Genomic DNA, 25,166 nt, shown 5'->3' with positions numbered 1-25,166 from the left:
CAGAACGGGGATCTATCGGAGGTGGGTCGCATGGCGGAGAATGACGGCAAGGCGCGCATCGACTTCGTCGACGCGGCGCGCTTCCTGGGCATCTTCCTGGTCTATTACGGCCATGTGGTCGAACGCGTCATGCAATTGGGGAACGCCGACGCCGCCCTGCAGTACAAGTTCATCTATTCCTTTCATATGCCGTTCTTCTTCCTGATCGCCGGCATGATCGCCAAGGATTGGTCGATGGGGACCGGGCCACGTGCCTTCCTCTGGTCGCGCGTGACCTCGCGCCTCGTCCCCTTCCTTTTCTTCAATCTGCTGCTCTGCGGCCTGAGCCTGCTGCACAAGCCTGATTTCCCACCATTCCCGCTCAGCACGCCGGGCGACTATCTCAACGCCTGGATCGCGACTCTCACCTGGCTATCCTTCTTCAACGTGCCGACCTGGTTCCTGATGGCCTTGGTGAGCGTCGAGATCCTGCATTACGCCGTGTTCAGGTTCCTGCGCGGCTCGACGCCCCGCATCGTCGTGGCTGCGTTGCTGTTCTATGCCGTCGGCTACGTACTCAATGACGCATATGCCTTCTTCCCCAATTGGAACATCTGGCTCTGGAACGAAGCGATCACGATGTATGCCTTCTATCTCGGCGGCATCATCCTGGTGCGCATGGAAATCGCGCGCTGGCTGGGGGCCCGGCAAATGGCGCTGGCAGTGGCGGTGCTCGGTTTTGCCCTTGTATGGCTGACCTATGATCTCAATCAGGGGCCATTCCGCCTCGGCTATGATGCCGTCGTGATTGTCGCCGCGGCGCATGGCCACTGGCTGCTGTTTCCTGCAACGGCGCTGCTGGGGTCGATCGCCTTGCTGGCGGCGGGACGCCTCGTCCAGTCATGGAACTGGATGCGCTATCTGGGCCGGAACGTGATGGTCATCTTTTGTCTCAACGGTGTGGTCTATCACCATGTCAACGGACCGTTCGCCGCCTGGCTCAGTGCCGATGGCCAACCGGGTGTCGCCAGCCTGACGGCAGCCGCCACGATCTTGAGCATTCTCTTGATTGCCGCCATTTTGTCTTTGGTCTATCTGTTGGAGAGATATCTGCCACAGCTCATTGGTCGACCGACCGTCGCCGGGCCGCTGCTGCCCAGACTGAGCTAGGACGTCGAAGGCACAACCTTGCCGCGATCTATCGCCTAGCCACGATTATTTTGCGTAGACAGACGGCGTTGTGCTTGTCGCCGCAGTGATCGGTCGTTTCACCCAGGATCTTGGGCCGATCGGCGCGGGCGTAGCAGGGAACTTCTTCCCTGCCGCCGACAAGTCTGAAACGCGCGAAATTCAGGCGCAGTACTTGGATGACCTTGCTCTCATGATCGAGGATCACCAATCCCAATCATTGCTCTGTCGGGCCGCCCAACCAGGATTCGTCCTCGCCGAGATCCACTGAAGCGAGTTGGCCTACCCGGACGTCGTCGGCATAAGGAGGGGCCACGCAAACAAATGCGGCAGGACGGTTGATCATATCGTCAATAAGCGGGAACAGCTCGCCAGCCAGCGCTGGTGAACGCGTCAGGCTGGCGTCGACGTGATGCTCGAATGCGTCCGACCTGCTGTCCAGTTCGACAGAATTCCAGATCTCCCGCCCAAGCTCCGCGCAAATCAGCAGCATTAAAAGTGCTGCGATGGAAAGTACTATTCGCCCCTTGGTCAATATCTTATCCCCGGATGGCTATCTGCCCAGCTCGCAGCTTCGATGCGCGGTGTGCCATTTTTGAGGCAAAGGATGGGTATTTCGAAGACAGCACTGGGAATCCTGTGTCTCGTCCTAGCTCTAAATGACCCGCCCCATCGAAAACCCGCGCACGAGGTGCTTTCGCATGAAGATGATCAGCACGATGCCGGGGATGAGTCCCAGCACGCTGGCGGCCGAGAGAAGCGAGACATTGGCGGCGAGCACGCCGCCCGCGCGCGTGATGATGCCGCCGATCGGTTTGGCGTCGGTGGTGGTGAGGCCGTTCGAGATCAGGAACTCGACCCAGGAGAACATGAAGCAGAAGAAGGCGGTAACGGCGATGCCGGGTGCTATCTGCGGCAGCAGGATATGGAGGCTGAAACGCACCGGGCCGTAGCCATCGAGCTTGGCAAGGGCATCCATTTCGCGCGGGATGGCGGAAATGAAGCCTTCGAGAATCCAGATCGCCAGCGGCACGTTGAAGAAGCAATGCGCGATCGCCACAGCGATATGCGTGTCGATGAGGTTGAGGTCGGAAAAGATCTGCACGAAGGGCACCAGCAGGATGGCCGGCGCCATCATGCGGAACATGAGGAAGCCGAAGAACAGGGCCCTGCTGCCGGCAAAGCGCAGGCGCGAAAAGGCGTAGGCCGCCGGAATGGCGACCGAGACGGAGATGGCGACGTTGATTGCGACATAAGCGAGCGCATTGAGATAGCCGAGATACCAGCTGGGATCGCTGAGGATGAGCTGGAAATTGGCGAGCGTCGGTTCCTTCGGCCAGAACGAGAGGCCGCTCAGGATCTCCTTATTGGTCTTGACGCTCATCAGCACCAGCCAATAGAGCGGCATCATCAGGAGTGCCACATAGAGTGTCGCGGCAATGGGGATGCGTTCCCTCATGCGGCTGCCCCGCTGCCGACCTTGGGCATGATGAGGCGGAAGAGGATGAGCGCGAAGGTGGCGATGATGGCGAAATAGATCACCGCCAGCGCCCCACCCTGACCGAGGTCGAACTGGATGAGGGCGGTCTGCACCAGTTCATGGGACAGGAAAGTGGTGGCGACACCCGGCCCGCCGCGCGTCACGACATAGGCTTCGCTATAGATCATGAAGCCGTCCATGAAGCGGAGCAGGATGCCGATCAGCAGCACCATGCGCAGCTTTGGCAATTGGATATAGCGGAACACGGCCCAGCGGCTGGCCCCGTCGATGCGCGCCGCCCGGTAATAATCCTCCGGGATCGCGCGTAAACCCGCAAAGCACAGCAGCACGATGAGGCTGGTCCAATGCCAGGCATCCATCGCGGCCAAGGTCAACCAGACGACGATTGGATTGTTCATATCGTAATGAACACCGAGTGCTGCCGCCGTTTCAAAGAGCAAACCCGCCTTGTGCGCCACCAGGATCTTCCACAGATAGCCGACCACGATGCTGGGCGTCAGCAGCGGGATGGCCAGCAGTACGATGTAGAGCGCGGAGAGGAAACCACGGGTCGGCATGCGCAGGGCGATGAACAGGCCCAGCGGCACCTCGATCAGCAACAACAGCGTTGCAAAGCCCAGGCTGCGCGCGGCGGCGCCGTGAAAGTCGGGCGAAGCCAGGACTTCAACGAACCAGTCGAGCCCGACCCAGACGAAGCTGTTGCCCATGAAGGTATCGTGCAGCGCATAGAAGAACACGAACCCCATGGGCACCAGGCCGCAGGCCGTCATGACCAGGAGGGCCGGTGCCAGCAGCGTATAGGCGGTGCGGTTCACGGGCGAACCCCGCGCTACCTTGCAAACCGGTCCGTGGCCTCAATGAGCTGGTTCATGATGCCCGGTTCGTCGAAGGCATGGCCCGCATCGTCGACGATGACGAACTCCGCTTCCGGCCAGGCCTTGTGCAATTCCCAGGCGGTGACGGCCGGGGTGCAGATGTCGTAGCGGCCCTGGATGATGATCCCGGGAATGTTCTTCAGCTTGTGGGCATCGCGAATAAGCTGGCCCTGCTCCATCCAGCCGCCATTGACGAAATAATGGTTTTCGATCCGCGCGAAGGCGAGGGCGAACTGGTCCTGGCCGTAGCTGGTGCTGTTCTGCTTGCTGGGCAGCAACTTGATGGTGCTGCCTTCCCAGATGCTCCAGGCGCGCGCCGCCTCAAGCTGCGCCTTGGGATCCGTCCCGGTGAGACGCTTCGCGTAGGCGCCGACCAGATCGCCGCGCTCGCCTACCGGGATGGGGGCCAGGAACTTTTCCCACAGATCCGGGAACAGGTTCGAGGCGCCGTCCTGGTAATACCAGGCGATCTCGCGCTTCTGCAGCGTGAAGATGCCGCGCACCACGAGCTCGCTGACATGCTCGGGGTGAGTCTCGGCATAGGCCAGCGCCAGCGTTGAACCCCAGGAGCCGCCGAACACCAGCCATTGCTCGACACCCATGATGCCGCGCAGCTTCTCGATATCCTTGACCAGATCCCAGGTGGTGTTGTTCTCCAGGCTGGCATGGGGTTTCGAGCGGCCGCAGCCGCGCTGGTCAAACAGCAGCACGCGGTATTTCTCAGGGTTAAACAGGCGCCGATGCGCCGGGCTGCAGCCGGCGCCAGGGCCGCCATGCAGGAAGACGGCCGGCTTCCCTTCCGGATTGCCGGACATTTCCCAATAGACCTGGTGGCCGTCACCCGTGTCGAGGTGGCCGGTGCGATAGGGTTCGATCGCCGGGTAGAGCGTGCGCATGCTGGATCCGTCCTGGGGACTCAATGGATGAAACAGAGCCGTCAGGATTAGGCGATCCCAGTTGCTTGAGCAAGTGACCCCGGAGCCGGAGCGGTTCAGCGTTTGCCAGAAGCACCCCTCACCCCGACCCTCTCCCCACTTCGTGGGGCGAGGGAGTTTCTACCGAGCCTTTGCGACAAGCCCCTCGCCCCACACCCGACGAATGTCGGCCTTCGCCGACGGCGGAGAGGGGTTGGGGTGAGAGGAAGTACGCGATTCCATGGAAACGGGAGCAGCCCTAGTCGTTTTTCACGCCGGCCAGGGGCAGGTCGCCTATTTCGATGGCGCTGCGCAGGGCCTTCAAGCCCAGTTCAAGCTCTTCGGCCATTTCGCGCGAGCGACGGATTTCGGCAATATCCATTTCGCCGATGGGGCCGCGCTTGTTGCTGGCGAGATCGACGATCTGTGCCAGATAACGCCCCTTGAGCTTGGCCAGCAGACGCGCCACGCGCTGCACTTCGACCGGGGTGCAGGCCTGCACGGCATGCTCGGTCTCGGCCCTCGTGAAGGCGCGGATATCGCTGGTCAGGTGATAGAGATACTGCCCGACGCTGGGCACGTTTTCGAACACCTTGGCGCGTTGCGGCGGCGGGGCGAGGGGCACGGCCGGCCGCGCATTTTCCACATTGGCGGCAAGATGCGCCTGCGACAGCTTCAGCGGCGTCACGTTGCCGGATCCCGTCGGTTTCCGGGCGGAAGACCCCAGGCGGCTGGAATCAATAGGTTTTTCAGCTTCCGCCTTCTTCGAGAACATGGACAACATGGGCAGATTCTTCCCCTTGGTTCATTGCGCGGGGAGATCGATGCAAAGCCCGTGCCGTCGTTCGGGAAGGTCAGGCAAAGACGAATTGATTGGTGCCGCGCTCGCGGGCCAGCAGCATGGCGTCGGTGGCGCGGGAGAGCAGCCCCTCGGCGCCGGTGGCACTCGTCGGATAAAGCGCAATGCCGATGGCGACATTGAGGGCGACCGGCCCCACGGCGAGCGAGAGCGGGCGGCTCACTTCCTCGATGATCTTCTCGGCGACGATCTGGATGTCCTCGACCCGCGGCATCGATTCGGCAAGGATCGCCAGTTGCTGCTGCTCGAACCGGGCGATGGTGTCGCTGCCGCGCAGGATCGGCGTGATGCGTTCGGAGAGTTCCCGCAGGGCGAGGTCCTGATAGGGGCCATCTTCGCTCTGGCCATCCGGCAGGTTCTCGATATCGACGAGCAGGATGGCAAAGAAATCGCGGTTGCGCTTGGCGCGCCGCACGGCCAGCGAGAGGATTTCCCAGAACAGGATCTGGCTGGGGAGGCTGGTGACCGGGTCGAACAGCCGGAGGCGCGTGAGTTTGCGTTCGGAATCCCGCCGCGCCAGCGCATAGCGCAGGGCGCGGCGCAGCAGCACGGCTGAAAGGTCGCCCACGGCAATGACGTCGATGGCACCGGCGGCAAGCGCTGCTTGCGCGATCTGCGACGCTTCATTGTCGACGAGGACGATGACTGGCCCGGCCCGGGAGATGATGGGAATGGCGGAGAGAAGATTGTGATGAGTGCTGCCGCCGCCGCGCAGATCATAGAGGGCAGCACCCCGGTCGCCGGCGCTGGACAGTGCCTTGGAGGTCGCGTCGGGATTGCTGGTGATAACCAGCTCGATCGGTTCCTGCGGCCGTTCCCCAACTTGCGCCTGCAGCGTCGTGGCAAGCGCTGTGTCACCCGTCAACGCCACCAGGGTGATGGCGGAAAAGCCGGCGGTTTCCGGAGGTTGCGCTGAATCGGTCATGGGCTGGTACTCGCTTGCGGCAGGTCGTTGCTGCGCAGACGGTGACAGAGGTGCCGGAACAAGACAAGGGGGCGCCCAGACAAGACAAGGGCGGAAGCGCAACTTGCCAGGCAGGCCGCTCTCGGCTATCCGGCCGGTATGATTCTGCATGATGAGATCGAAAACCTGTTCCGCACCGTGCCGCTGCTGGCCGCCGTGCCGCGCGGTCAATGGCGGGTGACGCATCTGGGTGGCATCACCAATCGCAGCTATCGGCTGCAAAGCACCGGCCTTGACCTGGTGCTGCGTTGGCCGGGCGCCAGCGCCTCGCGCTATCTCGACCGCAGCGCGGAACCCGCCAATGCGCGCGCGGTCGCCGATCTCGGCCTTGCGCCGCGCGTGCTGGCGGCCGAGCCCGCGCAAGGCTGGTACATCACTGCCTATGAAACCGGCGCGCGGCCCCTCGGCAGCGCGGATTTCGCGCAGCGGGAGATCCTCGCCGAAGCGATCGGCCTGCTCACCCGCCTGCATCGCGCGGCCATCCGCTTTCCATTCCAGCAGGGCCTCTTCCAGGCGATCGATCTTTATCTCGATCTGGCGCCGACGCCGCGCATGCTCGATCTGCGGCAGCGCCTGGACCCGGTGAGGTCGTCGCTCGCCCGTCATCCGCTGCCGCTGTCGCCCTGCCATATCGATCCCAACCCAGCCAATTTCCTGCGCTGCGCCGATGGCCGCCTGCAATTGATCGATTGGGAATTCGCGGCGATGGAGGAGCCGCTCTGGGACCTTGCCGCCATCACGATGGATGCGGAAAAGGCCGCGCATGAGGATCTCATCTCCGCTGTGATCGGCGCTGCCCAGATGCCGCGCTTCGAGCTCTACAAGACCAGCCTCAACCTGGTCGCCGCAAGCTGGTGCGAGGCGGAGATCGTGGCCGGCAATGATTCACCCGAACTTGTTGCCCTGCGCGATCAGCGCATCTTGCGTCTCGAACAACGTCTCGCCGATCCCCATCATGTGATCTGGCTGCAGCAAGCTTGACAATCTGGCCTGTCCTGACGAAAGTGGCGGCCACTCAACGGGGTGCCCCAGTTCAGGGGCTGAGAGAAGCGAAAGAGCGCTTCAACCCGCGGAACCTGATCCGGGTCATGCCGGCGGAGGGATATGAGTCAGCGATTGAAGATCCAGCGGTCCCAATCCCGATATCAGCCTTCCGCCAGCGCCCTTACGCGGAGGAGTTGATATCATGCGCCTGAAGAACTTCCTGACATCTACCATCCTGGCATCCGCCTGCGCCATGGCAGCCACGACTGCCTTCGCGGAGGGCAAGCCGGTCCTCACCGTCTACACCTACAATTCCTTCACCAGCGAATGGGGTCCTGGCCCCATGCTGGAAAAGGCGTTCGAGGCAAATTGCGCCTGCGATCTCAACTGGGTGGCGCTGGAAGATGGTGCTGCGCTGCTGTCGCGCCTCAAGCTTGAGGGCAAGAACACCAAGGCGGATGTGGTGCTGGGCCTCGACACCAACCTCACGACCGAGACCAAGGCGACTGGATTGATTGCGCCACACGGTGCTGATCTCTCCGCGCTGGCCTTGCCGGTCGCGTGGAATGATGCCGATTTCGTGCCCTATGATTGGGGCTATTTCGCCTTCGTCTATGACAGCGAGAAGCTCCCCAATCCGCCGCAGAGCCTGGCGGAGCTGATCGACGGCAAGGATGCGCCCAAGATCCTCATCCAGGATCCGCGCACCAGCACGCCGGGCCTTGGCCTCGTCATGTGGCTGCGCGCGGTTTATGGCGACAAGGCCAAGGATGCCTGGGCGGGGTTGAAGCCCAAGATCCTCACCGTCACCAAGGGCTGGAGCGAGGCTTACGGTCTCTTCACCCAGGGCGAAGCACCGATGGTGCTCTCCTACACCACTTCCCCCGCCTATCACCAGATCGTCGAGAACAGCGAGCGCTACAAGGCGCTGGTGTTCCCGGAAGGGAATTACATGCAGATCGAGGTGGCGGCCCGGATCGAGGGCTCGGCGCAGCCCGATCTGGCGAAATCCTTCCTGCAATTCCTGATCTCTACGGAAGCGCAGAAAGTCATTCCGACTACCAACTACATGTATCCGGTGCGTGATATCGGTGACGATCTGCCGGCGCAATTCACCGCTTTGCCCAAGCCCACCAAGTCGCTGCTGCTGTCGTCGGAAGACGCCGCCGCCAACCGTGATGCCTGGATCAAGGAATGGATCGAGAGCGTCAGCCAGTAGGCGGGCCATCGCCGATGCGTACATCTGCACAGATAGCCGCCCCCAGGGCTGCGCGCCTTTCCGCAACCGTGCTCATCGGTTACGGGTTGGCCGCGACCCTGGGGACGTCGGCGATTGCGATCTTTGCGCTGCTGCTGGCTGCGGGCGATGATGCGGCCGTGGTGCCGCCTTATGCCTATATCGGCCGCGTGCTGGGTTTCACTCTGTGGCAGGCCCTGCTGTCGACGGCACTCTCGCTGCTGGCCGCCATCCCGATGACGCGCGCTGGCGCGGCAGGCACAGTTTCCCGGCCGAATGCTGCTGGTGCGACTCTGTGCACTGCCCATGGTGATGCCGACCATCGTCGGCATTTTCGGCGTGGTCGCGGTCTATGGCGGCAGCGGCTATCTGGCGCTGGCGGCGCAGGCGGTCGGTCTCGACTGGAAGCCGCGCCTCTACGGCTTGGGCGGCATCCTCATCGCCCATGTGTTCTTCAACCTGCCGCTGGCCATTCGACTGCTGCTGCCGGCCTTCGCCTCGGTGCCGGCGGAAAGCTGGCGTCTCGCGGCCCAGCTTGGCATGGGCAGCCGCGACATTTTCCGCATCATCGAGATTCCACTGCTGCGCCAGCAATTGCCGGGGATCGGTATCATCATCTTCATGCTGTGTTTCACGACATTCGCCGTGGCGCTGACCTTGGGCGGCGGGCCAGGAGCCACGACGCTGGAAGTCGCCATCTACCAGGCACTGCGGTTCGATTTTGATCTCCGCCTTGGTGCCATGCTGGCGATCCTGCAAATCCTGTTTTGTGCGGGCGGCGCCTGGGCGGTGTGGCGCACCGGGCGCCAGATGGTGCTGGGCACCAGCGCGCGCCTCGTCGCCTATCGCTATGACGGCCGCACGCGTGGCGCGCGCCTTGCCGATTTCGGCGTGATCGTCCTTGGTGCCATCTTCCTGGTGCTGCCGATCCTGGCGCTGGTGCAGAAAGGCCTCATCGGCATCACCGCTGCTGCTTCGGTCGAAAGCCTGCTGCACGCTGGCCTGATCAGCCTCGGCCTTGGACTCGCCGGCGGCATGACGGCGACCCTCATCGGCTATCTCATCGCCCAGGCGCGGCAACGTGCCGTCTCATTGGGGCGCAAGCGGGGCGCCATGCTGCTGGGCCTTGCCGGCCGCCTCGGCCTCTTCGTCTCGCCGATGGTGATCGGCACCGGCATCTTCCTCGCAGCCAGCGGCCATATCGACCTCTACCGCCTGGCGGCGGCAGGCGTCATCCTGCTCAGCGCGGTGATGGCCTTGCCCTTCGTGCTGGGTGTGCTGGAGCCGGCGCTTGAAGTGGCTGCGGAGCGCCACGACCGTCTCTGCGCAGCGCTTGGCCTCACCGGCTGGAACCGTTTCTGCCATACCGACTGGCCGACCTTGCGCCGGCCGATCGCGACCGCGCTCGCCCTCTCCAGCGTCATCGCCATGGGCGATCTCGGCGCCATCGCCCTCTTCGGCAATCAGGACATGGTCAATCTGACCTTGCTGCTCTATAGCCAGCTCGGCGCCTATCGGCTCGACGGGGCAGCTAGCACGGCACTCATCCTGCTGGCGCTGGCGCTGGTTTTCTATTGGACAATCGAACGCGTGGTGGGTGGTCGTGAGCTACATTGAGATTGCCGGCCTGCAATTCACCTATGAGGATCTGGTGATGCGTTTCGACCTCGCCGTCGAACAAGGCGAGGTCATGGCCATCATCGGACCCAGCGGCGCCGGCAAGAGCACGCTCTTGGCCCTCATTGGTGGCTTTGAAACAGCACAGGCCGGCAGTATCGTCATTGACGGCGAAGACATCAGGGATCTGGCGCCCGATGCGCGGCCGGTCACGACCCTCTTCCAGGATCACAACCTCTTCGCCCATCTCAGCGTGGCGCAGAATGTGGGCTTGGGCCTCCATCCGGGTCTGCGCCTCAGCGCCGAGGACCGCATCGCCGTCGCCTGGGGGCTGGAACAGGTGGGCCTTACCGGCTTCGAGGACCGGCTGCCCGGCCAATTGTCCGGGGGCGAGCGCCAGCGTGTGGCGATCGCGCGCTGCATCTTGCGCAAGCGCCCGGTGCTGATGCTCGATGAAGCTTTCGCAGCATTGGGTCCGGCACTGCGGCGCGAAATGCTGCAACTGGTGCTGGGGTTGAAGGAGCGGAACGGCCTCACCGTGCTGATGGTGACCCATGACCCGGCCGATGCCGCTTTTGCCGCCGACCACACCAGCTTCATCGCCGATGGCAAGGTCGTGCTAAGTGGTGAGACGGCGGCGGTGCTGGCTTCAACGCACGCTGCCATCCGCGACTATCTGGGTACCTAAGCCCAATTCGTCGGTCACCCCTCACCCCGACCCTCTCCCCGCAAGCGGGGCGAGGGAGTTTCGAGCGAGCCTGCTCCAAAGCCCTTCGCCCCTCTGGGGAGAGGGGTTGGGGTGAGGGGACTTTTCGCGCTCAGCCAATGAGAGCGCGGCGCGAGAGGATGAACTCCTCGGTCTGTCCCAGGAAACGATCGATATCGCCATCGGTGAGGGCGAGGCTCAGCGCCATGTAGCCGCGCCGGGCGAAGAACAGCCCCGCCGCGATGAAGTCGAGATGCATCAGCTTGTGAAGCTTGCCGCGGCGCGCTTCCTCCTCATCCGCATGGTGCATCGGCCGGTCGACGATATCCTTGGTAAAATGCAGGCCGATGAACGAGCCGCAACCGGTGGCGCCCATGCCCACCTCATGTTTCTGCGCCAGCGCGTTGAGCCCGTCGCGCAGCCGGTCGCCCTTGGCATTGAGGTCCATGGCGGCCGCCGGCGTGTAAATGTCCCGCAATCCGGTGAGGCCGGCCGCCATGCTCAGCACATTGTTGTTGAAGGTGCCGGCATGGGGCCAATAGCCGGGTTTCTCCGGATCATAATGCGCCATGATGTCGGCACGACCGCCAAAGGCGCCGAACGAGGCGCCGCCGCCGAGATACTTGCCGAGCGTCGTCATGTCAGGTGTCACGCCAAGTGCCGCCTGCAGGCCGCCCGAGGAGAGGCGCGAGGTCATCACTTCGTCGAAGATGAGGATGATGCCAAGTTCGCTCGCCGCCTGGCGCAGGGCGCCCAGGAAATCGCGCCGGCCCGGCAGGCAGCCGCCGCTCCCCAGCATCGGCTCGACCAGGATGGCGGCCAGGTCCTGACCATGTTGGCGGATGAGGTCGAGGGTGCCCTCGACATCGTTATAGGGCGCCAGCACCCAGTCGAGCGGCAGGTTGATGGGGATGCCGCCATGGCCGAAGTAAAGGACGCCGCCATGATAGCCGCCGTCGAACACCATGATTTTCTTGCGGCCGGTGACGGCAAGTGCCGTCATCAGCGCAAAGACGTTGGCCTCGGTCCCGGAATTGCAGAAGCGCAATTGCTGCAGCGAGGGAAAGCGGTTCTTCAGCAGCCCGGCGAGTTCCGCCTCATAGACATTGGGCCCGCCCAGCACGGTGCCGTCATCGATCGCCTTGTGCATGGCGGCCTGGATCTTCGGATTGGAATGGCCATAGAGGCCGGCCGAATATTCGCCCAGGAAATCGGTATAGGTATTGCCGTCGAGATCGGTCAGCATCGCCCCTTCACCCTTCGCCCAGGCCAGCGGAAAGGGCGAATAATGCAAGACGGTCCGGGTGTTGCCGCCCGGCATGGGGCCTCGCGCCGATTCGTGACGGGCAAGGCTCAACGGGTTGGCGGCAACGAAGCGGCTTGTCGCTTCGGAAAGGGCGGCATCCAGGGAAACGTTCATGATCGGCCTCGGTTTGCGGCGGCGCTGCTTGACAGCACCCCCAGTGCGTCGATTAGAGTGAAATCCATAGCTGTATACAGCTATGGATGAAAGGATGTCGCGTCGCAACATGAATGCTGCGCGACTCGTTCTATCGCATTTGTGCGCAAGGGGCGAGCGGGGCTATCCTCGCGACCGACCAGGCCGGAACAACCGGCCGGTGATTGACGGCAGGGAAATGAAACAAGTGGGAGATGCAGGTCATGTTGTTACGGAAGTTCGCCTTCGTTGCGAGTACCACCGTCCTTCTATTGCTTGGCGCTTGCGGCGAAGAGAAGAAGAACGAGCAAGCGGCGGCGGAGCAGGCTGCTCCAACCGCAAGCAACGTGGCTGAAACCGCGCCGTCGACCACCAATGAGACCCAGACAGCCTCTGCCGTTCCGGCTACCACATCGAAGGTCTCAGAGGGTACCGTGCTCAATCGTGGCATCGGCGCAACTATCGGCACGCTTGACCCGCATATCAATTTCCTGGCCTGGGAAGGCTGGGTACTCGACGATCTCTATGAGGGTCTCGTCGCCAATGACGCGGGCGGCGCGGTCATTCCGGGTGCTGCCGAAAAATGGGACATCAGCGATGACGGGCTCACCTATACCTTCCATCTGCGCGACGGATTGACGTGGTCGAACGGCGACAAGCTGACGGCCCAGGATTTCGTCGACGGCATCATCCGCACCATCTCGCCGGAGACCGCCTCGGACAAGGCCTATATCTTCACCTCGACCATTCGCGTGGCCGGTGCCCAGGGTCTGGTCGATGGCAAGAGCAAGGACCCGGCCAGCGTCGGCATCTCGGCGCCCGATGAACGCACAGTGGTCCTGAAGCTCGATGCCCCCGCGCCGCACACGCTCTTCGTGCTGGGCTCGTTCTATGCGCCGCCGCTGCATAAGCCGAGCCTCGAGAAGTTCGGCAAGGATTTCATCAAGCCGGGCAACATCGTCAGCAACGGCGCCTATACGCTCACGGAGAACGTCCCGCAGAGTCAGGTCACCCTGGGCAAGAATCCGGCCTACTGGGACGCCGCCAATGTGAAGATCGACAAGGTCGTCTACCGGGTGACCGAGGATGACAGCACGGCCGTGAAACTGTGGCGTGCCGGCGAGCTTGATACCACGGCCGACATCCCCACCGCCCAGATCGACCCGTTGAAGGAAGAATTCGGCGATCAGGTGCATATCTCGGCCTCGACCGAGACCAATTACATGAGCTTCAACATCTCGAAACCGCCCTTCGACAATATCAAGCTGCGCCAGGCGCTCAGCATGGCGATCGACCGCGACACGCTGGTCAACAAGGTGGTGAAGGGCGGCTATGTCGTCAATTACGGCTATGTCGTGCCGATCCCCGGCTATCCGGCGCCGCAGGTTGCCGAGGCGACGATGAGCAAGGAAGACCGCATCGCCAAGGCCAAGGCGCTTTATGCCGAAGCCGGATTCGGTCCCGACAAGCCGGTCTCGCTCACCATCGAATCCAGCAATAATGACGCCTACAAGAAGCAGGCGGAAACCATTGCCGTGATGTGGAAGCAGGTGCTGGGCGTCGATGCCAAGGTCAATGCCCAGGATCGCGACGGCTGGCTTGCCGCCTTCAACAGCGGCGGTTGGGATGTCTTCAACGACAATCTCATCGGCGACTTCCCGGGGCCGGAAACCTATCTGGCCTACATGGATCCGCGCGCCGATGTCGGCTATGGCTGGAAGAGCCCGGAATTCGAGGCGGCCTTCGACAAGGCCATGCCAATCACCGACCAGGCCGAACGCTGGAAGGTGCTGGCCGAGGCGGAGAAGGCGCTGCTCGACTATTATCTGACGGCACCCATCGCTTCCAGCCCCAACCGGCATCTCATTGCCAAGAAGCTGCAGGGCTGGGTCGACAATCCGGCGGACGTGCACCCGACACGCTTCATGTCCGTGGCACCGTAAGGCTTGAAGGGGCGGTGCTTCGCGGCGCCGCCCCTTTGTCTCAGCACCGCTCAGCCAGCCAGAAGCCAGACTGATGTTCGCTTATGCCATCCGCCGCATCCTCGGGGCATTGCCGACGCTGATCGCCCTTGCGGTGATCAGCTTCTTCATGATGCGCGTGGCGCCGGGCGGACCTTTCTCCGGCAATCGCCGCGTGCCCGACGAAATCCGCGCCAATGTCGAGCGTGCCTTCCATCTCGATGAACCGCTCTGGATGCAGTTCGGCCGCTGGGTCTGGGGTGTGCTGCATTTCGATTTCGGCCCCTCGATGAAATACCGCGACTACAATGTCTCCGAACTGATTGCGATCGGCCTGCCTACATCGCTCGAAGTCGGTATCTGGGCGATGATCGTCTCGACTCTCATCGGCCTTGCTCTCGGCATCGCCGGGGCACTCCGCCGCAACACGTCAATCGATTACGCGGCCGGCGCCCTTGCCATGGTCGGGCTTGCCATTCCGATCTTCGTCATCGGCCCGGTCCTGCAATTGACCCTGGGCCTGGAATTGCGCTGGCTGCCGATCGCCGGCTGGGACGGGAGCTGGCCGTTCAAGATCCTGCCCATCATCACGCTGTCGCTGCCGGGCATCGCCTATGTCTCGCGCCTGATGCGGGCCAGCATGATCGAGACGATGCGCAGCAATTATGTGCGCACGGCACGCGCCAAGGGCATCGGCGCCCGCCGCACCATCATCCGCCACGCGCTGCGCGGTGCCATCATGCCGGTGGTGGCCTATCTCGGCCCGGCGACCGCCATCACCATCACCGGCTCGATCGTCATCGAGCAGATCTTCCAGATCCCCGGCATCGGCCGCTATTTCGTCGAAGGCGCCACGGGCCGCGACTATCCGCTGGTCATGGGCGTCACCATATTCTACGGCGCCATCGTGATCGGCGCCAATCTGCTGACCGATCTGGTGCGCAGCTGGCTCGACCCCAAGGTGAGCTATGAGTGACGTAGCGGACATCGCCACGGCGCCAACCCCGGTCCAGGGCCTCTCGCCCTTCCGCGCCTCGCTGCATCGCTTCAGCCAGAATCGCCTCGCAGTGGTGAGTTTCTTTATCCTCGCCTTGGTCATATTTGCCTGTTTCGTCGTGCCGCATCTCATGCCCTTCACGGCCGAGGATGCCGATTTCGAGAATCTCTCGGCGCCGGTCAATCTGTTCTCGCTCCATCCCTTTGGCACCGACGATCTCGGCCGCGATCTGCTGCTGCGCGTGCTGGAGGGCGGCCAGGTGTCGCTGGCACTGGGCTTCTTCGGCGCCCTCATTTCGGTCCTCATCAGCGTGGTCTACGGTGCCACCGCCGGCTATCTCGGCGGCCGGATCGACGATCTCATGATGCGTTTCGTCGATATTCTCCTCAGCGTCCCGTTCATGTTCCTGGTGATCATGATCAATGTCAGCCTGAGCGATTGGCTGGGTGGGTGGCTCGACGCCTGGCTAGGCGGGTGGCTTACCGCAAAGAACCTCTCTCTTTTCATCGCCGTTGTCATCACCCTGTGGCTGACGCCGGCCGTCATAGCGCGGGGCCAGGCGGTGAGCCTCAGGAACCGCGAATTCGTCGAGGCGGCGCGGGCCGGTGGCATGACCAGCTGGCAAATCATCTTGCAGCATGTGGCGCCGAATTCCGTCAACGTGGTGATCGTCTATTCCAGCCTGCTGGTGCTGGAGGCGATCCTCACAGAAAGCTTCCTCTCCTTCCTCGGTATTGGCGTCCAGGCGCCGGCGGCAAGCTGGGGCACATTGATTTCCGACGGTGCCCGGGAGCTGGAAACCGACGCCCGCTTATTGCTGCTGCCGGGTGGGTTCCTGGCGCTCACCTTGTTCTGCCTCAATTACATCACCGACGGATTGCGCGATGCCTTCGATCCCAATGAGCGTTGAGGCGATGAACGCCGGGAAGGCCACGCCGCTGCTTGCGGTGGACGGTCTCACCGTGCGCTTTAAGCTGCCGCAAGGCTGGGTGACGGCGGTCGATAAGGTGGCATTCAGCATCAAGCCGGGCGAGATTGTCGGCATCGTCGGCGAATCCGGTTCTGGTAAGAGCCAGATCCTGCTCTCGATCATGGGCCTGCTCGCCGGCAACGGCCGCTCGACTGGCAGCGTACGCTTCCGCGGCACGGAGCTTCTCAACCGGCCGGCGGATGAGTTGGACGACATCCGCGGTTCCGCCCTGTCGATGATCTTCCAGGACCCGATGACCTCGCTCAACCCCTATATGCGGGTGAGCCAGCAATTGACCGAGGTGCTGACCACTCATCAGGGGATGTCGGAAGCGCAGGCGTTGAACACTGCCATTGCGATGCTGGACCGCGTGCGCATTCCGGATGCGCGGCGCCGCATCGGCCTCTATCCCCATGAATTCTCCGGCGGCATGCGCCAGCGGGTGATGATCGCCATGGCGCTGCTGTGCCGGCCGGCTTTGCTGCTGGCTGACGAACCCACCACGGCGCTCGACGTCACGGTGCAGGCACAGATACTGGAACTCATCGCCGAGCTTGGGCGCGATCTCGGCACCTCGGTCGCCATCGTGACGCATGATCTCGGCGTCATCGCGCGCCTCTGCGATCGGGTGATCGTGCTCTATGGCGGCCGCATCATGGAAGAGGGGGCGGTCGATGACATATTCCATGACGCGCGCCATCCCTATACCGGAGGGCTGCTCGCGGCGACACCTAGGCTGGATGCGGCGACCCATGGCGAGTTGGTCACCATCCCCGGCCAGCCGCGCGCGGCGATGGGGGATTTGCCCGGCTGCCCGTTTGCGCCGCGCTGCGCCTTGAAGGCTGACATCTGTGCGGTGGAGATGCCGCCCCTCGTGACCGGACCCAGCGGCCACCGCCTCGCCTGCCATATGCGCGCGGTGCGGTCATGAGCGAGACCCTGCTCAAGGTTGACGACCTCAAGGTCCATTTTCCGATGCGCGCGGCGCATCTCTTCGGCGGGCAAGGTGCGCCGGTGCGCGCGGTCGACGGTGTCTCCCTCGACCTCAGGGCCGGCGAGACGCTGGGCATCGTCGGTGAATCCGGTTGCGGCAAGACCACGCTCGGCCGCGCCATCCTGCGCCTCATCGAGCCCACGGACGGCCATGTGCTGTGGATGGGGCAGGATCTGCTGGGGCTTGGCGCCGGACCCTTGCGCGAGGCGCGGCGCCACATGCAGATCATCTTCCAGGATCCGCTGGCCTCGCTCGACCCGCGCATGTCGGTCGAGACCATCATCGGCAAGCCCCTGGGCATCTTCCATCCGGAGCTGAGCCGCAAGCAGGTACGCGAACGTGTGCTGGAAACCATGCTGCAGGTGGGCCTCGCTCCCGCCATGGCCAATCGTTTCCCGCATGAATTTTCCGGCGGCCAGTGCCAGCGCATCGGCATCGCCCGCGCCATCATTTTGAAGCCCAAGCTCATCGTCTGCGACGAGCCGGTCTCGGCCCTCGACGTCTCGATCCAGGCGCAGATCATCAATCTGCTGATGCAGATCCAGCGCGATCTCGGTCTATCGCTCCTGTTCATCTCGCACAATCTCGCGGTCGTGCGCCATATCAGCCACCGCGTGATGGTGCTCTATCTCGGCAAGGTGATGGAAATCGCCGACCGGGACGATCTTTACGCAAGACCTCTTCATCCCTATACCGAGGCGCTCATTTCCGCCGTGCCGATCGCCGACCCGCGCACGGAGCGGGGCAGGGAGCGCCTGCTGCTGGAAGGCGATCTGCCGTCGCCGATCAACCCGCCGCCCGGCTGCCGCTTTAAGTCGCGCTGCCCGAGGGCGACCGAGATCTGCGGGCAGGTCGAGCCACCGCTGGTGAGCTATGGTAAGAACCATCTCGCCGCCTGCCATCACATCAAATTGCAAGATTGACCATGAGCAAACCTTTCGACCTCGCCGCTTTCGATCCGTTCCTGGACCGGCTGCTGGATCTGCCGACCATCTACACCGCTGGCCTCTCGCCGGACGGGACCCAGCTTGCCTGGATCTGGTCGAAGCTCGGCCCCACGACGCAGCTCTGGTGGCAGCCGGCCGATGGCAGCCTTGCGCCGCGTTGCCTCGTCGATGACGGCCGCGATTGCGACGATCTCATCTGGGCGCGGGACAGCCGCTCGGTCATCGTCGGCCAGTCGAGCGGCGGCGATGAGCGCACCAGTTTGCTGCAGGTCTTTCTCGACGGGAGGCCCGCCCGGCGCCTGACGCCGGAGGAGCCCGACTATTACATCCATGGTGGCCAGTTGCTGGCCGACAATCGGCATCTGGTCTATGCCGCCAATGTCGATCCCGAGACCTGCGAGGAGATCGAGCCGGCTTTGGTCTATCGCCACGATATCGAGACCGGCACGAAGCGCGTGCTGGCGCGGCCCGAGAAGGCTGCCTTCATGTGGCCTGCCGTCTCGCCTGATGACAAGCATGTGCTTTACGAACGCAAGGATCGCGATCCCTCCGGCTGCCAGCTCTGGCTCGCCTCGGTGGATGGCAGCGGCGATCGCGAGATCGTCAATGTCGGCGACAAGGCCAAGGTCGACGGCGCCTGGACGCCGGACGGAAAGCGCATCGTGCTGGCGGCGGAGGGCACAACGCATCGCCGCATCGGCCTCTATCACCTGGAGGATGGCCGCATCGACTGGCTGCTCGACGATCCGACCCGCAATATCGAGGACGCCGTCTGGCTGCGCCGCACCGACCACCTCATCATCGAGGAAGTACGCGACGCCCGGGCCATCATCTCGCTGCTCGATCCGGCGTCGCGCGTGGAGCAGCCCTTCAGGCCCGGTGCCGGCACCTTCGATCCCATCGGCATGACCGCCGACGGTCACTGGATCGCCTGGCATTATGCAGCACAGTTTCCGACCCGGCTGGTGCGGCTGGAGAAAACGGCACCCTATGCCGTGGCGGGTGTCTTGGCCGAGCATCCGACCCGGCCCGGTATCGCCGCGTCGGACCTGGCGGCAGCCGAGGATTATCGTTGGAAATCAGTGGACGGGCTCGACATCCAGGGTTGGCTCTACCGCGCAAGACAACCGCGCGGCACGATCCTGCTGGTCCATGGTGGCCCCACCCATCACGACGAAGACGAGTTCGATGTCGAGATCCAGTATTACGTCGCCTGCGGCTTCCATGTGCTGACGCCGAACTATCGCGGCTCCACCGGTTTCGGCCTTGCCTATGAGGAGGCGATCAAGCAACAGGGCTGGGGCGGGCTGGAACAGGCGGATATCCGCGCCGGCGCCGAGGAACTGATCCGCGACGGCATCGCGACGCGCGGCCGGATCGGCATCACCGGCACATCCTATGGCGGCTATTCCTCCTGGTGGGCGATCACGCATTTCCCGACCGACATCATCGCCGCCGCGGCACCCATCTGCGGCATGACCGATCTCGTGGTCGACTACGAAACCACGCGCCCGGATCTCCGGCCTTATTCCGAGGAGATGATGGGTGGCTCGCCGCAACAGGCGCCGGCGCGTTACCGGGAACGCTCGCCCATCCATTTCGTCGGCAACATCAAGGGCAAGCTGCTGATCATCCAGGGCGACAACGATCCCAACGTGACGCCGCAGAACGTGACCGACGTGATTTCGCGGCTGAAGGCCGCCGGCATCGATTATGAGCTGCTGACCTTCGACGATGAGGGCCATGGCATCGGCCGGCCGGCGAATCAGCGCATCCTCTATCGCCGCATCGCCGATTTCTTCGCGCGGGCCTTCGCCGCATCATGATCCAGCAATTCACCGATCTTGCCGCAAGCTGGTCGCGCTATGGCGTGAGCTGGACACCCCATGTCTCCAAGGACGGTCGGATGCTGGCCTGGTCCTGGAGCGGCCCCACGGACAGTGCCAATGTCTGGGTGGCGCCGACCGATGGCTCGGCACCGCCGCGTCGCGTCACCGAGGGCAGCGACCATTTCTTCGTCAACGGCATCAGCGCCGATGGCGGCACGCTCATCCTGGCGCAGGGCAAGGGCGGCAATGAACATGACCGCCTGTTCCGCCTCGACCTCGCTTCGTGTGGTCATCCTGAGCCGCTGACGCCGGCTCAGGATGACCACTACGTCTTTGGCGGCGCGCTGCATCCCGATGGGCACTCGCTCCTCTACACGGCCGACTATGATTATGAGAAGCGGGTGGTCACCGATGGGTCCTGGCTCTATGTCCAGGACCTCGCCACAGGCGCGCGCCGCGTGCTGGTCCGAGCCCATTCCATCGTCGACCGCAGCCCGGAGATCAGTCCCGACGGCACGCGCGTGCTCTATCATCGCGGCGACATTCACCCGGCGGGCACACAGGTCTGGCTGGTGAACTGGGACGGCGCGGGCGACCGGGAAATCTACAGCGCCGGCGACCGCCTGCGCGCCTATGGGTATTGGCTGGACGAGGGCCGCATCCTGCTGCTGGCGGATACCGAGACGCATATGCGGCTCGGCATCCTCGATATCGACGGCGACGCGATCGAGTGGATTATCGACGACCCGGAGCGCGGCATCGAAAATATCGTGGTCGGTCATGACGGACGCGAGGTCATGCTGGTGGAGTTTGTCGAGGGTTGCTTGACGCCCTGGCTGCTCGACCTCGAAACCTATCAGGCGCGCAGGGTCGAGCTTGCGGGCCGGAGCATCCTCCCGCTCCAGCAATGCCCGGACGGCAGTTGGATTGTCGAAACCTACACCTCCAGCGGACCGCACGCGTTCCTGCGCCTTGATCCCGCGACCGGCAGTGCCGTGCTGCTGGCGTCTCAACTGGAACAGCGCAGCTATGTCACCGCCCAGGATTTCCGCTGGGTCTCCGGCGATGGCGAGAAAGTGCAGGGCTGGCTCTACGAACCCGTCGGTGAGAGCCGCGGCCTCATCGTCTGGGTCCATGGCGGCCCCACCTGGCACAGCGAGGATTGGGCGCATCCGGTGCTGCAGTTCCTGGTCCAGGCGGGATTCACCGTGCTCGACCCCAACTATCGCGGCTCGACCGGTTTCGGCCGGCGCTTTCGGGAGTTGATCAAGGAGGATGGCTGGGGCGGCCGTGAACAAGACGATATCCGCGCCGGAATCGAGGCGCTCATCGCTGCTGGCAAGGCGCGGCGGGGCAGCATCGGCGTCGCCGGCCTTTCTTATGGCGGCTATTCATCCTGGGTGGCGATCACGCGGTTTGCCGATCTGGTCGATGCGGCCTCGCCCATCTGCGGCATGTATGAACTCGGCATCGATTACCACAACACCGAAATGCCCCATGGCCGCGCCTATAGCGAGGAGATGATGGGCGGGACGCCGGAACAGTTTCCGGACCGCTATTTCAACGCCTCGCCACGCAATTTCGTGGACCGGATCAAGGGGAAGCTGCTGATCGTGCATGGTCTTGCCGACAGCAATGTTTCGCCCACCAATACCGAGGCCGCGGTCAAGGATCTGGATACCCGCAACATACCCTACCGGCTGCTGACCTTCCCCGATGAAGGCCATGGCATCTACAAGGCCGGCAACCGCGCCCGCTGGTTGGCCGAGACGGCCGATTTCTTTGCCGCTGCCTTCAGCAGGTAGCGTTCAGGTCTCGGCCCACATGCGCAGCAGGTTGGTGTAGAGGCGGAACGCCATGTCCGTCTCCGGCGCCTTGGGATCGAGCACGTGCAGCTTGTCGCGAATCTCCAGCGCATCCGACAGGAACTGGCGCTGGCGCTCGTCGCGCACATAGGATTGCACCCAGGTAACGGCCACCAGCCGCTCGCCCTTGGTGACTTCCAGGACCTCATGCAGCGTGCCGGAGGGATAGACCACGGCAAAGCGGGCGGGCAGCTTCACTTCCTGCGGTCCATAGGGCGAATGGATCACCAATTCGCCCCCCTCATATTCCGTAGCATCGTTGATGAAGACGGTGACCGACACGTCGGTGCGTTCGCGATTGGCGGAGGCGCCCATCAGCGCATCGTCGACATGGGCGCCATAGGTCATGCCCGGGCGATAGCGGCTGATGAGCGGCGGGCGGATGCGGTGCGGCACGGCGCCACGGCGGAATTCCTTCGAGCGGTTGAGCGCGCCGATGACGATTTCCTGCAACTGCTTCTTGTTGGTGGCGTCCTTGGCCACCTGCTCGTTGTTCTTGACCAGCTTGGCGCGGAATCCGGCGGTTTCCTTGCCGTCGACAAAGTTCGTCTGCGCGGCCAGGTCCTTCAGCTTCTGCTGTTCTTCGACGCTGAGGACATCGGGGATGATCACGATCATGCGGCTGTTCCCACCATTTCCGGGTCTCTAGCGCAGCATCTGCCGCACGCGGGCGAGGCTGTCAACCAGATGGTCGACATCGTCGCGCGTATTGTGGACGCCGAAGGAGATGCGGGCCGTGCCGGCAAGACCCAGATGCTCCATCAATGGCTGTGCGCAATGATGCCCGGCGCGGAGGCAGACGCCGCTCTCACCCAACAAGGTCCCGATGTCGTGGGGATGCAGTCCGTCGATGGTGAAGGAAATGATACCGATATGCGACGCCGGCGCGCCGATGATCTTGAGACCCGCGATCTCGGGCAGGCGTTCCGCGGCATGGCTGAACAGGGCCGCATCGTGGGCGGCAATCGCCGAAAATCCGATCGCTTCGATGAAGTCGAGCGCCGTTGACAGCGCAAGGGCGGCGCCGATGGCCGGCGTTCCGGCCTCGAAGCGGCGCGGCCCGTTGGCGAACTCAGTGTGATCGATGCTGACTGACCGGATCATGCCCCCGCCCCCCATGAAGGGTGGGAGTGCGTCGAGAAGCTTCGCCTTGACGTAAAGTGCGCCGATCCCATCGGGTCCGTAGAGCTTGTGGCCCGTGACGGTGAGGAAATCGCAACCCAGCGCCTTCACATCGAGGACGAAATGGGGTGCCGCCTGGGCTGCATCCACCATGACCAGGGCACCCGCGCGATGCGCCATCGCAATGATTGTCTTGAGCGGTGTGACCGTGCCGATCGTGTTGGCGGCGGCGGTGATGCAGACGATCTTGGGTTCGCGCGACAGCAGCATCTCATAGCGTTCGAGGTCAATATCGCCCCTGGAATCGATGGGAATGGCGGCCAGCCGCAGGCGCTTGCGATCCTTGAGCAACTGCCAGGGGACGATATTGGCGTGATGTTCAAGGAGCGAGGTGAGGACAAGGTCCCCCGACTTCAGATTGCTGTCGCCATAGGCATGCGCCACCAGGTTGATGCCCTCGGTGGCGTTGTGGGTGAAGATGATCTCGTCCTTCTCGGCGCCGAGAAAGCGCGCAACGCGCCCCCGAGCCTGGTCATAGGCCTCGCTCGCCCCCTCGCTCAGGGGGTAAAGGCCGCGGTGGATATTGGCGTATTCGCCGCTGTAGAACCGGGTCAGCCGGTCGATCACAACGCCGGGTTTCTGGGCGCTGGAGGCGCTGTCGAGATAGACCAGGCCCGGATTGTTGCGGAGCAGCGGAAATAGCTCGCGCCCGACCAGGGCGTCGTCGCCGGGATTTCGCTTCAGAATGGGAACCGAACTCGACATTTGCCTGAACCAGCGCCTTTGATTTTCGTCATCCGTCACGCCCCGGTGTGACCCGGGCAGCCACTCTATCAGTTGCGACCGTGACGTGGCGGCCCTCTTGAAGCAAGGGCGGGCCGATCACGGCAGAATTTTGTTCTATTGGTCAAGAATCCAGGCGCCGGCATCACTCACTGGTGATGGATTGATTGTTTGCATGCAAACGATCTCCGCTTGAATGATCCCATAAAGCATGTTTTGCTCGACCAAGAAGGCACCGCTCCGTGTGCCTGTGGAGGAGGGAAGAAAATGACTGGGAAGACGCGGGACGGTAAAGGCGGTTTCGGCAGAGTGTCGCGGCGCAACTTTGTGGCCGGCGCATCGGCGCTGGGTGTGGGCGTTGGCCTGACACCTTTCCTCAACCGGCGGGCGCAGGCCAGCACCGAGGTCAAGGTCCTCAACTGGCAAGGTTATGGCACGGACGAGAAATGGGCGCTTGAGGCGTTCAAGAAGGCAACCGGCCTCGACGTGGTGCATGAATACTACAACTCCGAATCGGAGATGATCACCAAGCTGCAGACCAATCCCGGCGCCTATGACGTCATCGTCACCAATTCCGCCTGGAACGGCCGCGCTACCGAGCAGGGTGTCATCCAGCCGATCGACACGGCCCAGGTCAGCAACTTCGCCGACCTCAACCCGTCCTTCCGCGATTCGCCGCTGCTCAATGTCGACGGCAAGACCTATGGTGTCGCCTGGGTCTGGGGCATCACCGCCGTCGCCTATTCGACCGACGTCTACAAGGACGTGCCGACATCGATCGAAGCCCTGTGGGATGCCAAGAACGCCAAGCGCGTCTCGGTCCGCGACGACGCCATCGAAGCGGTGAGCTTCGCCGCCATCGCCACCGGCCAGGACATGAACCACCCCACGGATCTTGCCAAGGTGAAGGAAAAGCTCCTGGCCTTGAAGCCGAACCTCGCCATGCTGTGGACGTCGGAAGACGATTGGAACAAGCAGTTCCAGGCCAAGGCGTTCGACCTCTCGGTCTATTGGAGCGGCTCGGCGCTGCGCAGCAAGACCAACTTCAAGCTGCCGGTCGGCTATGTCGTGCCGGACGAAGGTGCGGTGGGCTGGTTTGACGGTCTTGCGATCGGCAAGGACGCGCCCAATGCCGAAGGCGCCCACAAGTTCATCAACTACATGATCGAACCGACCTATTACGTCGAATGGGCAACCAAGGTCGGCGCCCCGGCCTCGGCCAATCCCAAGGCCATGGCGGCATTGCCCGACAGCGATCCGTCGAAGGCCTTCTACTCGGACGAAGCGGCCATCAAGCGGCTGCAGTTCATGGCCCCGCTCAGCGACCAGGAACGGCAGGATTTCTCCGATCTTTGGGCCGAAGTGAAGACCGAGTACGCGAAGTAAAACGCGTCTCGCGCATGAACGGGGGGCGCCGCACCAGATCAAAACTGGGC

At 63.3% G+C, this 25,166-nt stretch carries 22 protein-coding genes and 1 riboswitch; of the genes, 13 read left to right on the top strand and 9 right to left on the bottom strand.

Annotation, left to right across the window (positions count from 1 at the left end; genetic code table 11):
* Window positions 1-30 precede the first annotated feature (30 nt).
* Entirely contained in the window at window positions 31-1,149 is a 1,119-nt protein-coding gene (locus tag IPK59_09420) for an acyltransferase family protein (GenBank protein ID MBK8158958.1), read from the top strand.
* Window positions 1,150-1,384: 235 nt separating this feature from the next.
* Here the strand turns inward: IPK59_09420 and IPK59_09415 are convergent, their stop codons facing one another.
* The 6 genes from IPK59_09415 to IPK59_09390 all read right to left on the bottom strand — a co-directional run bounded on the left by IPK59_09415 (window position 1,385) and on the right by IPK59_09390 (window position 6,241).
* Window positions 1,385-1,702, bottom strand: a complete 318-nt coding sequence (locus tag IPK59_09415) for a hypothetical protein (GenBank protein MBK8158957.1) — start codon at window positions 1,700-1,702, stop codon at window positions 1,385-1,387.
* A gap of 120 nt (window positions 1,703-1,822) precedes the next feature.
* Window positions 1,823-2,626 (bottom strand): carbohydrate ABC transporter permease, encoded by an 804-nt coding sequence (locus IPK59_09410; GenBank protein ID MBK8158956.1) that lies wholly within the window; start codon window positions 2,624-2,626, stop codon window positions 1,823-1,825.
* Entirely contained in the window at window positions 2,623-3,438 is an 816-nt protein-coding gene (locus tag IPK59_09405) for a sugar ABC transporter permease (GenBank protein MBK8158955.1), read from the bottom strand. The genes IPK59_09410 and IPK59_09405 overlap by 4 nt, the downstream gene beginning before the upstream one ends.
* 59 nt (window positions 3,439-3,497) lie before the next feature.
* Window positions 3,498-4,439, bottom strand: coding sequence for a prolyl aminopeptidase (gene pip / locus IPK59_09400; GenBank protein MBK8158954.1), 942 nt, complete (start codon window positions 4,437-4,439; stop codon window positions 3,498-3,500).
* A gap of 277 nt (window positions 4,440-4,716) precedes the next feature.
* Window positions 4,717-5,241 carry a hypothetical protein gene (locus IPK59_09395; protein ID MBK8158953.1) on the bottom strand — a complete coding sequence of 175 codons (525 nt, stop codon included), beginning with the start codon at window positions 5,239-5,241 and terminating at the stop codon, window positions 4,717-4,719.
* A gap of 70 nt (window positions 5,242-5,311) precedes the next feature.
* The gene (locus tag IPK59_09390; GenBank protein MBK8158952.1) at window positions 5,312-6,241 is read right to left on the bottom strand and encodes a GGDEF domain-containing protein; all 930 of its coding nucleotides are present in this window, start codon (window positions 6,239-6,241) and stop codon (window positions 5,312-5,314) included.
* 138 nt (window positions 6,242-6,379) lie between these two features.
* Between IPK59_09390 and IPK59_09385 the strand changes: the two genes are divergently transcribed.
* The 4 genes from IPK59_09385 to thiQ all read left to right on the top strand — a co-directional run bounded on the left by IPK59_09385 (window position 6,380) and on the right by thiQ (window position 10,806).
* Complete coding sequence (locus IPK59_09385) at window positions 6,380-7,261, top strand: phosphotransferase family protein (protein MBK8158951.1); 882 nt, start codon at window positions 6,380-6,382, stop codon at window positions 7,259-7,261.
* A gap of 28 nt (window positions 7,262-7,289) precedes the next feature.
* Window positions 7,290-7,401: riboswitch (TPP riboswitch) on the top strand.
* Between the two features lie 65 nt (window positions 7,402-7,466).
* Window positions 7,467-8,483: a thiamine ABC transporter substrate binding subunit gene (locus tag IPK59_09380; GenBank protein MBK8158950.1), complete on the top strand. Its 1,017-nt coding sequence runs from the start codon at window positions 7,467-7,469 to the stop codon at window positions 8,481-8,483.
* A 303-nt stretch (window positions 8,484-8,786) separates the two neighbouring features.
* Window positions 8,787-10,118, top strand: a complete 1,332-nt coding sequence (locus tag IPK59_09375) for an ABC transporter permease subunit (protein MBK8158949.1) — start codon at window positions 8,787-8,789, stop codon at window positions 10,116-10,118.
* 37 nt (window positions 10,119-10,155) lie between these two features.
* The gene (thiQ, locus tag IPK59_09370; GenBank protein ID MBK8158948.1) at window positions 10,156-10,806 is read left to right on the top strand and encodes a thiamine ABC transporter ATP-binding protein; all 651 of its coding nucleotides are present in this window, start codon (window positions 10,156-10,158) and stop codon (window positions 10,804-10,806) included.
* A 130-nt stretch (window positions 10,807-10,936) separates the two neighbouring features.
* Here thiQ and IPK59_09365 read toward each other — a convergent pair whose 3' ends face one another.
* Window positions 10,937-12,244, bottom strand: coding sequence for an aminotransferase class III-fold pyridoxal phosphate-dependent enzyme (locus IPK59_09365; protein MBK8158947.1), 1,308 nt, complete (start codon window positions 12,242-12,244; stop codon window positions 10,937-10,939).
* Between the two features lie 242 nt (window positions 12,245-12,486).
* Between IPK59_09365 and IPK59_09360 the strand changes: the two genes are divergently transcribed.
* The 7 genes from IPK59_09360 (at window position 12,487) to IPK59_09330 (ending at window position 21,765) form a co-directional block, all read left to right on the top strand.
* Window positions 12,487-14,205: a peptide ABC transporter substrate-binding protein gene (locus tag IPK59_09360; GenBank protein MBK8158946.1), complete on the top strand. Its 1,719-nt coding sequence runs from the start codon at window positions 12,487-12,489 to the stop codon at window positions 14,203-14,205.
* Window positions 14,206-14,278: 73 nt separating this feature from the next.
* On the top strand, window positions 14,279-15,199 hold the full coding sequence (locus IPK59_09355; protein MBK8158945.1) for an ABC transporter permease subunit: 921 nt from the start codon (window positions 14,279-14,281) through the stop codon (window positions 15,197-15,199).
* On the top strand, window positions 15,192-16,130 hold the full coding sequence (locus tag IPK59_09350; protein ID MBK8158944.1) for an ABC transporter permease subunit: 939 nt from the start codon (window positions 15,192-15,194) through the stop codon (window positions 16,128-16,130). The genes IPK59_09355 and IPK59_09350 overlap by 8 nt, the downstream gene beginning before the upstream one ends.
* Window positions 16,105-17,121, top strand: coding sequence for an ATP-binding cassette domain-containing protein (locus tag IPK59_09345; GenBank protein MBK8158943.1), 1,017 nt, complete (start codon window positions 16,105-16,107; stop codon window positions 17,119-17,121). The genes IPK59_09350 and IPK59_09345 overlap by 26 nt, the downstream gene beginning before the upstream one ends.
* Entirely contained in the window at window positions 17,118-18,107 is a 990-nt protein-coding gene (locus IPK59_09340; GenBank protein ID MBK8158942.1) for an ATP-binding cassette domain-containing protein, read from the top strand. The genes IPK59_09345 and IPK59_09340 overlap by 4 nt, the downstream gene beginning before the upstream one ends.
* 2 nt (window positions 18,108-18,109) lie before the next feature.
* Window positions 18,110-19,957, top strand: coding sequence for a S9 family peptidase (locus IPK59_09335; protein MBK8158941.1), 1,848 nt, complete (start codon window positions 18,110-18,112; stop codon window positions 19,955-19,957).
* Window positions 19,954-21,765, top strand: coding sequence for a S9 family peptidase (locus IPK59_09330; GenBank protein ID MBK8158940.1), 1,812 nt, complete (start codon window positions 19,954-19,956; stop codon window positions 21,763-21,765). The genes IPK59_09335 and IPK59_09330 overlap by 4 nt, the downstream gene beginning before the upstream one ends.
* A 3-nt stretch (window positions 21,766-21,768) precedes the next feature.
* On the opposite strand, the gene IPK59_09325 is transcribed toward IPK59_09330, so the two are convergent.
* Both IPK59_09325 and IPK59_09320 read right to left on the bottom strand, forming a co-directional pair.
* Window positions 21,769-22,443, bottom strand: coding sequence for a Fe2+-dependent dioxygenase (locus tag IPK59_09325; protein ID MBK8158939.1), 675 nt, complete (start codon window positions 22,441-22,443; stop codon window positions 21,769-21,771).
* A 27-nt stretch (window positions 22,444-22,470) separates the two neighbouring features.
* Window positions 22,471-23,712: a cysteine desulfurase gene (locus IPK59_09320; GenBank protein MBK8158938.1), complete on the bottom strand. Its 1,242-nt coding sequence runs from the start codon at window positions 23,710-23,712 to the stop codon at window positions 22,471-22,473.
* A gap of 285 nt (window positions 23,713-23,997) precedes the next feature.
* On the opposite strand from IPK59_09320, the gene IPK59_09315 reads away from it, so the two are divergent.
* Window positions 23,998-25,116 (top strand): extracellular solute-binding protein, encoded by a 1,119-nt coding sequence (locus IPK59_09315; protein ID MBK8158937.1) that lies wholly within the window; start codon window positions 23,998-24,000, stop codon window positions 25,114-25,116.
* The last annotated feature ends 50 nt before the right edge of the window (window positions 25,117-25,166 follow it).

It is taken from the genome of Rhodospirillaceae bacterium (genome assembly GCA_016712715.1).
GTDB lineage: Bacteria > Pseudomonadota > Alphaproteobacteria > Dongiales > Dongiaceae > Dongia.
The sequence above is the reverse complement of the archived record's forward strand: the minus strand, read 5'-3'. Positions and strand labels throughout refer to the sequence as shown.

What these genes read in the sequence shown, in the direction of transcription:
- IPK59_09420 (MBK8158958.1), top strand. Translation starts at nt 31, where the DNA reads ATGGCGGAGAATGACGGCAAGGCGCGCATCGACTTCGTCGACGCGGCG.
- IPK59_09410 (MBK8158956.1), bottom strand. Translation starts at nt 2,626, where the DNA reads ATGAGGGAACGCATCCCCATTGCCGCGACACTCTATGTGGCACTCCTG.
- IPK59_09405 (MBK8158955.1), bottom strand. Translation starts at nt 3,438, where the DNA reads ATGACGGCCTGCGGCCTGGTGCCCATGGGGTTCGTGTTCTTCTATGCG.
- pip (MBK8158954.1), bottom strand. Translation starts at nt 4,439, where the DNA reads ATGCGCACGCTCTACCCGGCGATCGAACCCTATCGCACCGGCCACCTC.
- IPK59_09395 (MBK8158953.1), bottom strand. Translation starts at nt 5,241, where the DNA reads ATGTTGTCCATGTTCTCGAAGAAGGCGGAAGCTGAAAAACCTATTGAT.
- IPK59_09390 (MBK8158952.1), bottom strand. Translation starts at nt 6,241, where the DNA reads ATGACCGATTCAGCGCAACCTCCGGAAACCGCCGGCTTTTCCGCCATC.
- IPK59_09385 (MBK8158951.1), top strand. Translation starts at nt 6,380, where the DNA reads ATGATTCTGCATGATGAGATCGAAAACCTGTTCCGCACCGTGCCGCTG.
- IPK59_09380 (MBK8158950.1), top strand. Translation starts at nt 7,467, where the DNA reads ATGCGCCTGAAGAACTTCCTGACATCTACCATCCTGGCATCCGCCTGC.
- thiQ (MBK8158948.1), top strand. Translation starts at nt 10,156, where the DNA reads ATGCGTTTCGACCTCGCCGTCGAACAAGGCGAGGTCATGGCCATCATC.
- IPK59_09365 (MBK8158947.1), bottom strand. Translation starts at nt 12,244, where the DNA reads ATGAACGTTTCCCTGGATGCCGCCCTTTCCGAAGCGACAAGCCGCTTC.
- IPK59_09360 (MBK8158946.1), top strand. Translation starts at nt 12,487, where the DNA reads ATGTTGTTACGGAAGTTCGCCTTCGTTGCGAGTACCACCGTCCTTCTA.
- IPK59_09355 (MBK8158945.1), top strand. Translation starts at nt 14,279, where the DNA reads ATGTTCGCTTATGCCATCCGCCGCATCCTCGGGGCATTGCCGACGCTG.
- IPK59_09350 (MBK8158944.1), top strand. Translation starts at nt 15,192, where the DNA reads ATGAGTGACGTAGCGGACATCGCCACGGCGCCAACCCCGGTCCAGGGC.
- IPK59_09345 (MBK8158943.1), top strand. Translation starts at nt 16,105, where the DNA reads ATGCCTTCGATCCCAATGAGCGTTGAGGCGATGAACGCCGGGAAGGCC.
- IPK59_09340 (MBK8158942.1), top strand. Translation starts at nt 17,118, where the DNA reads ATGAGCGAGACCCTGCTCAAGGTTGACGACCTCAAGGTCCATTTTCCG.
- IPK59_09335 (MBK8158941.1), top strand. Translation starts at nt 18,110, where the DNA reads ATGAGCAAACCTTTCGACCTCGCCGCTTTCGATCCGTTCCTGGACCGG.
- IPK59_09330 (MBK8158940.1), top strand. Translation starts at nt 19,954, where the DNA reads ATGATCCAGCAATTCACCGATCTTGCCGCAAGCTGGTCGCGCTATGGC.
- IPK59_09325 (MBK8158939.1), bottom strand. Translation starts at nt 22,443, where the DNA reads ATGATCGTGATCATCCCCGATGTCCTCAGCGTCGAAGAACAGCAGAAG.
- IPK59_09320 (MBK8158938.1), bottom strand. Translation starts at nt 23,712, where the DNA reads ATGTCGAGTTCGGTTCCCATTCTGAAGCGAAATCCCGGCGACGACGCC.
- IPK59_09315 (MBK8158937.1), top strand. Translation starts at nt 23,998, where the DNA reads ATGACTGGGAAGACGCGGGACGGTAAAGGCGGTTTCGGCAGAGTGTCG.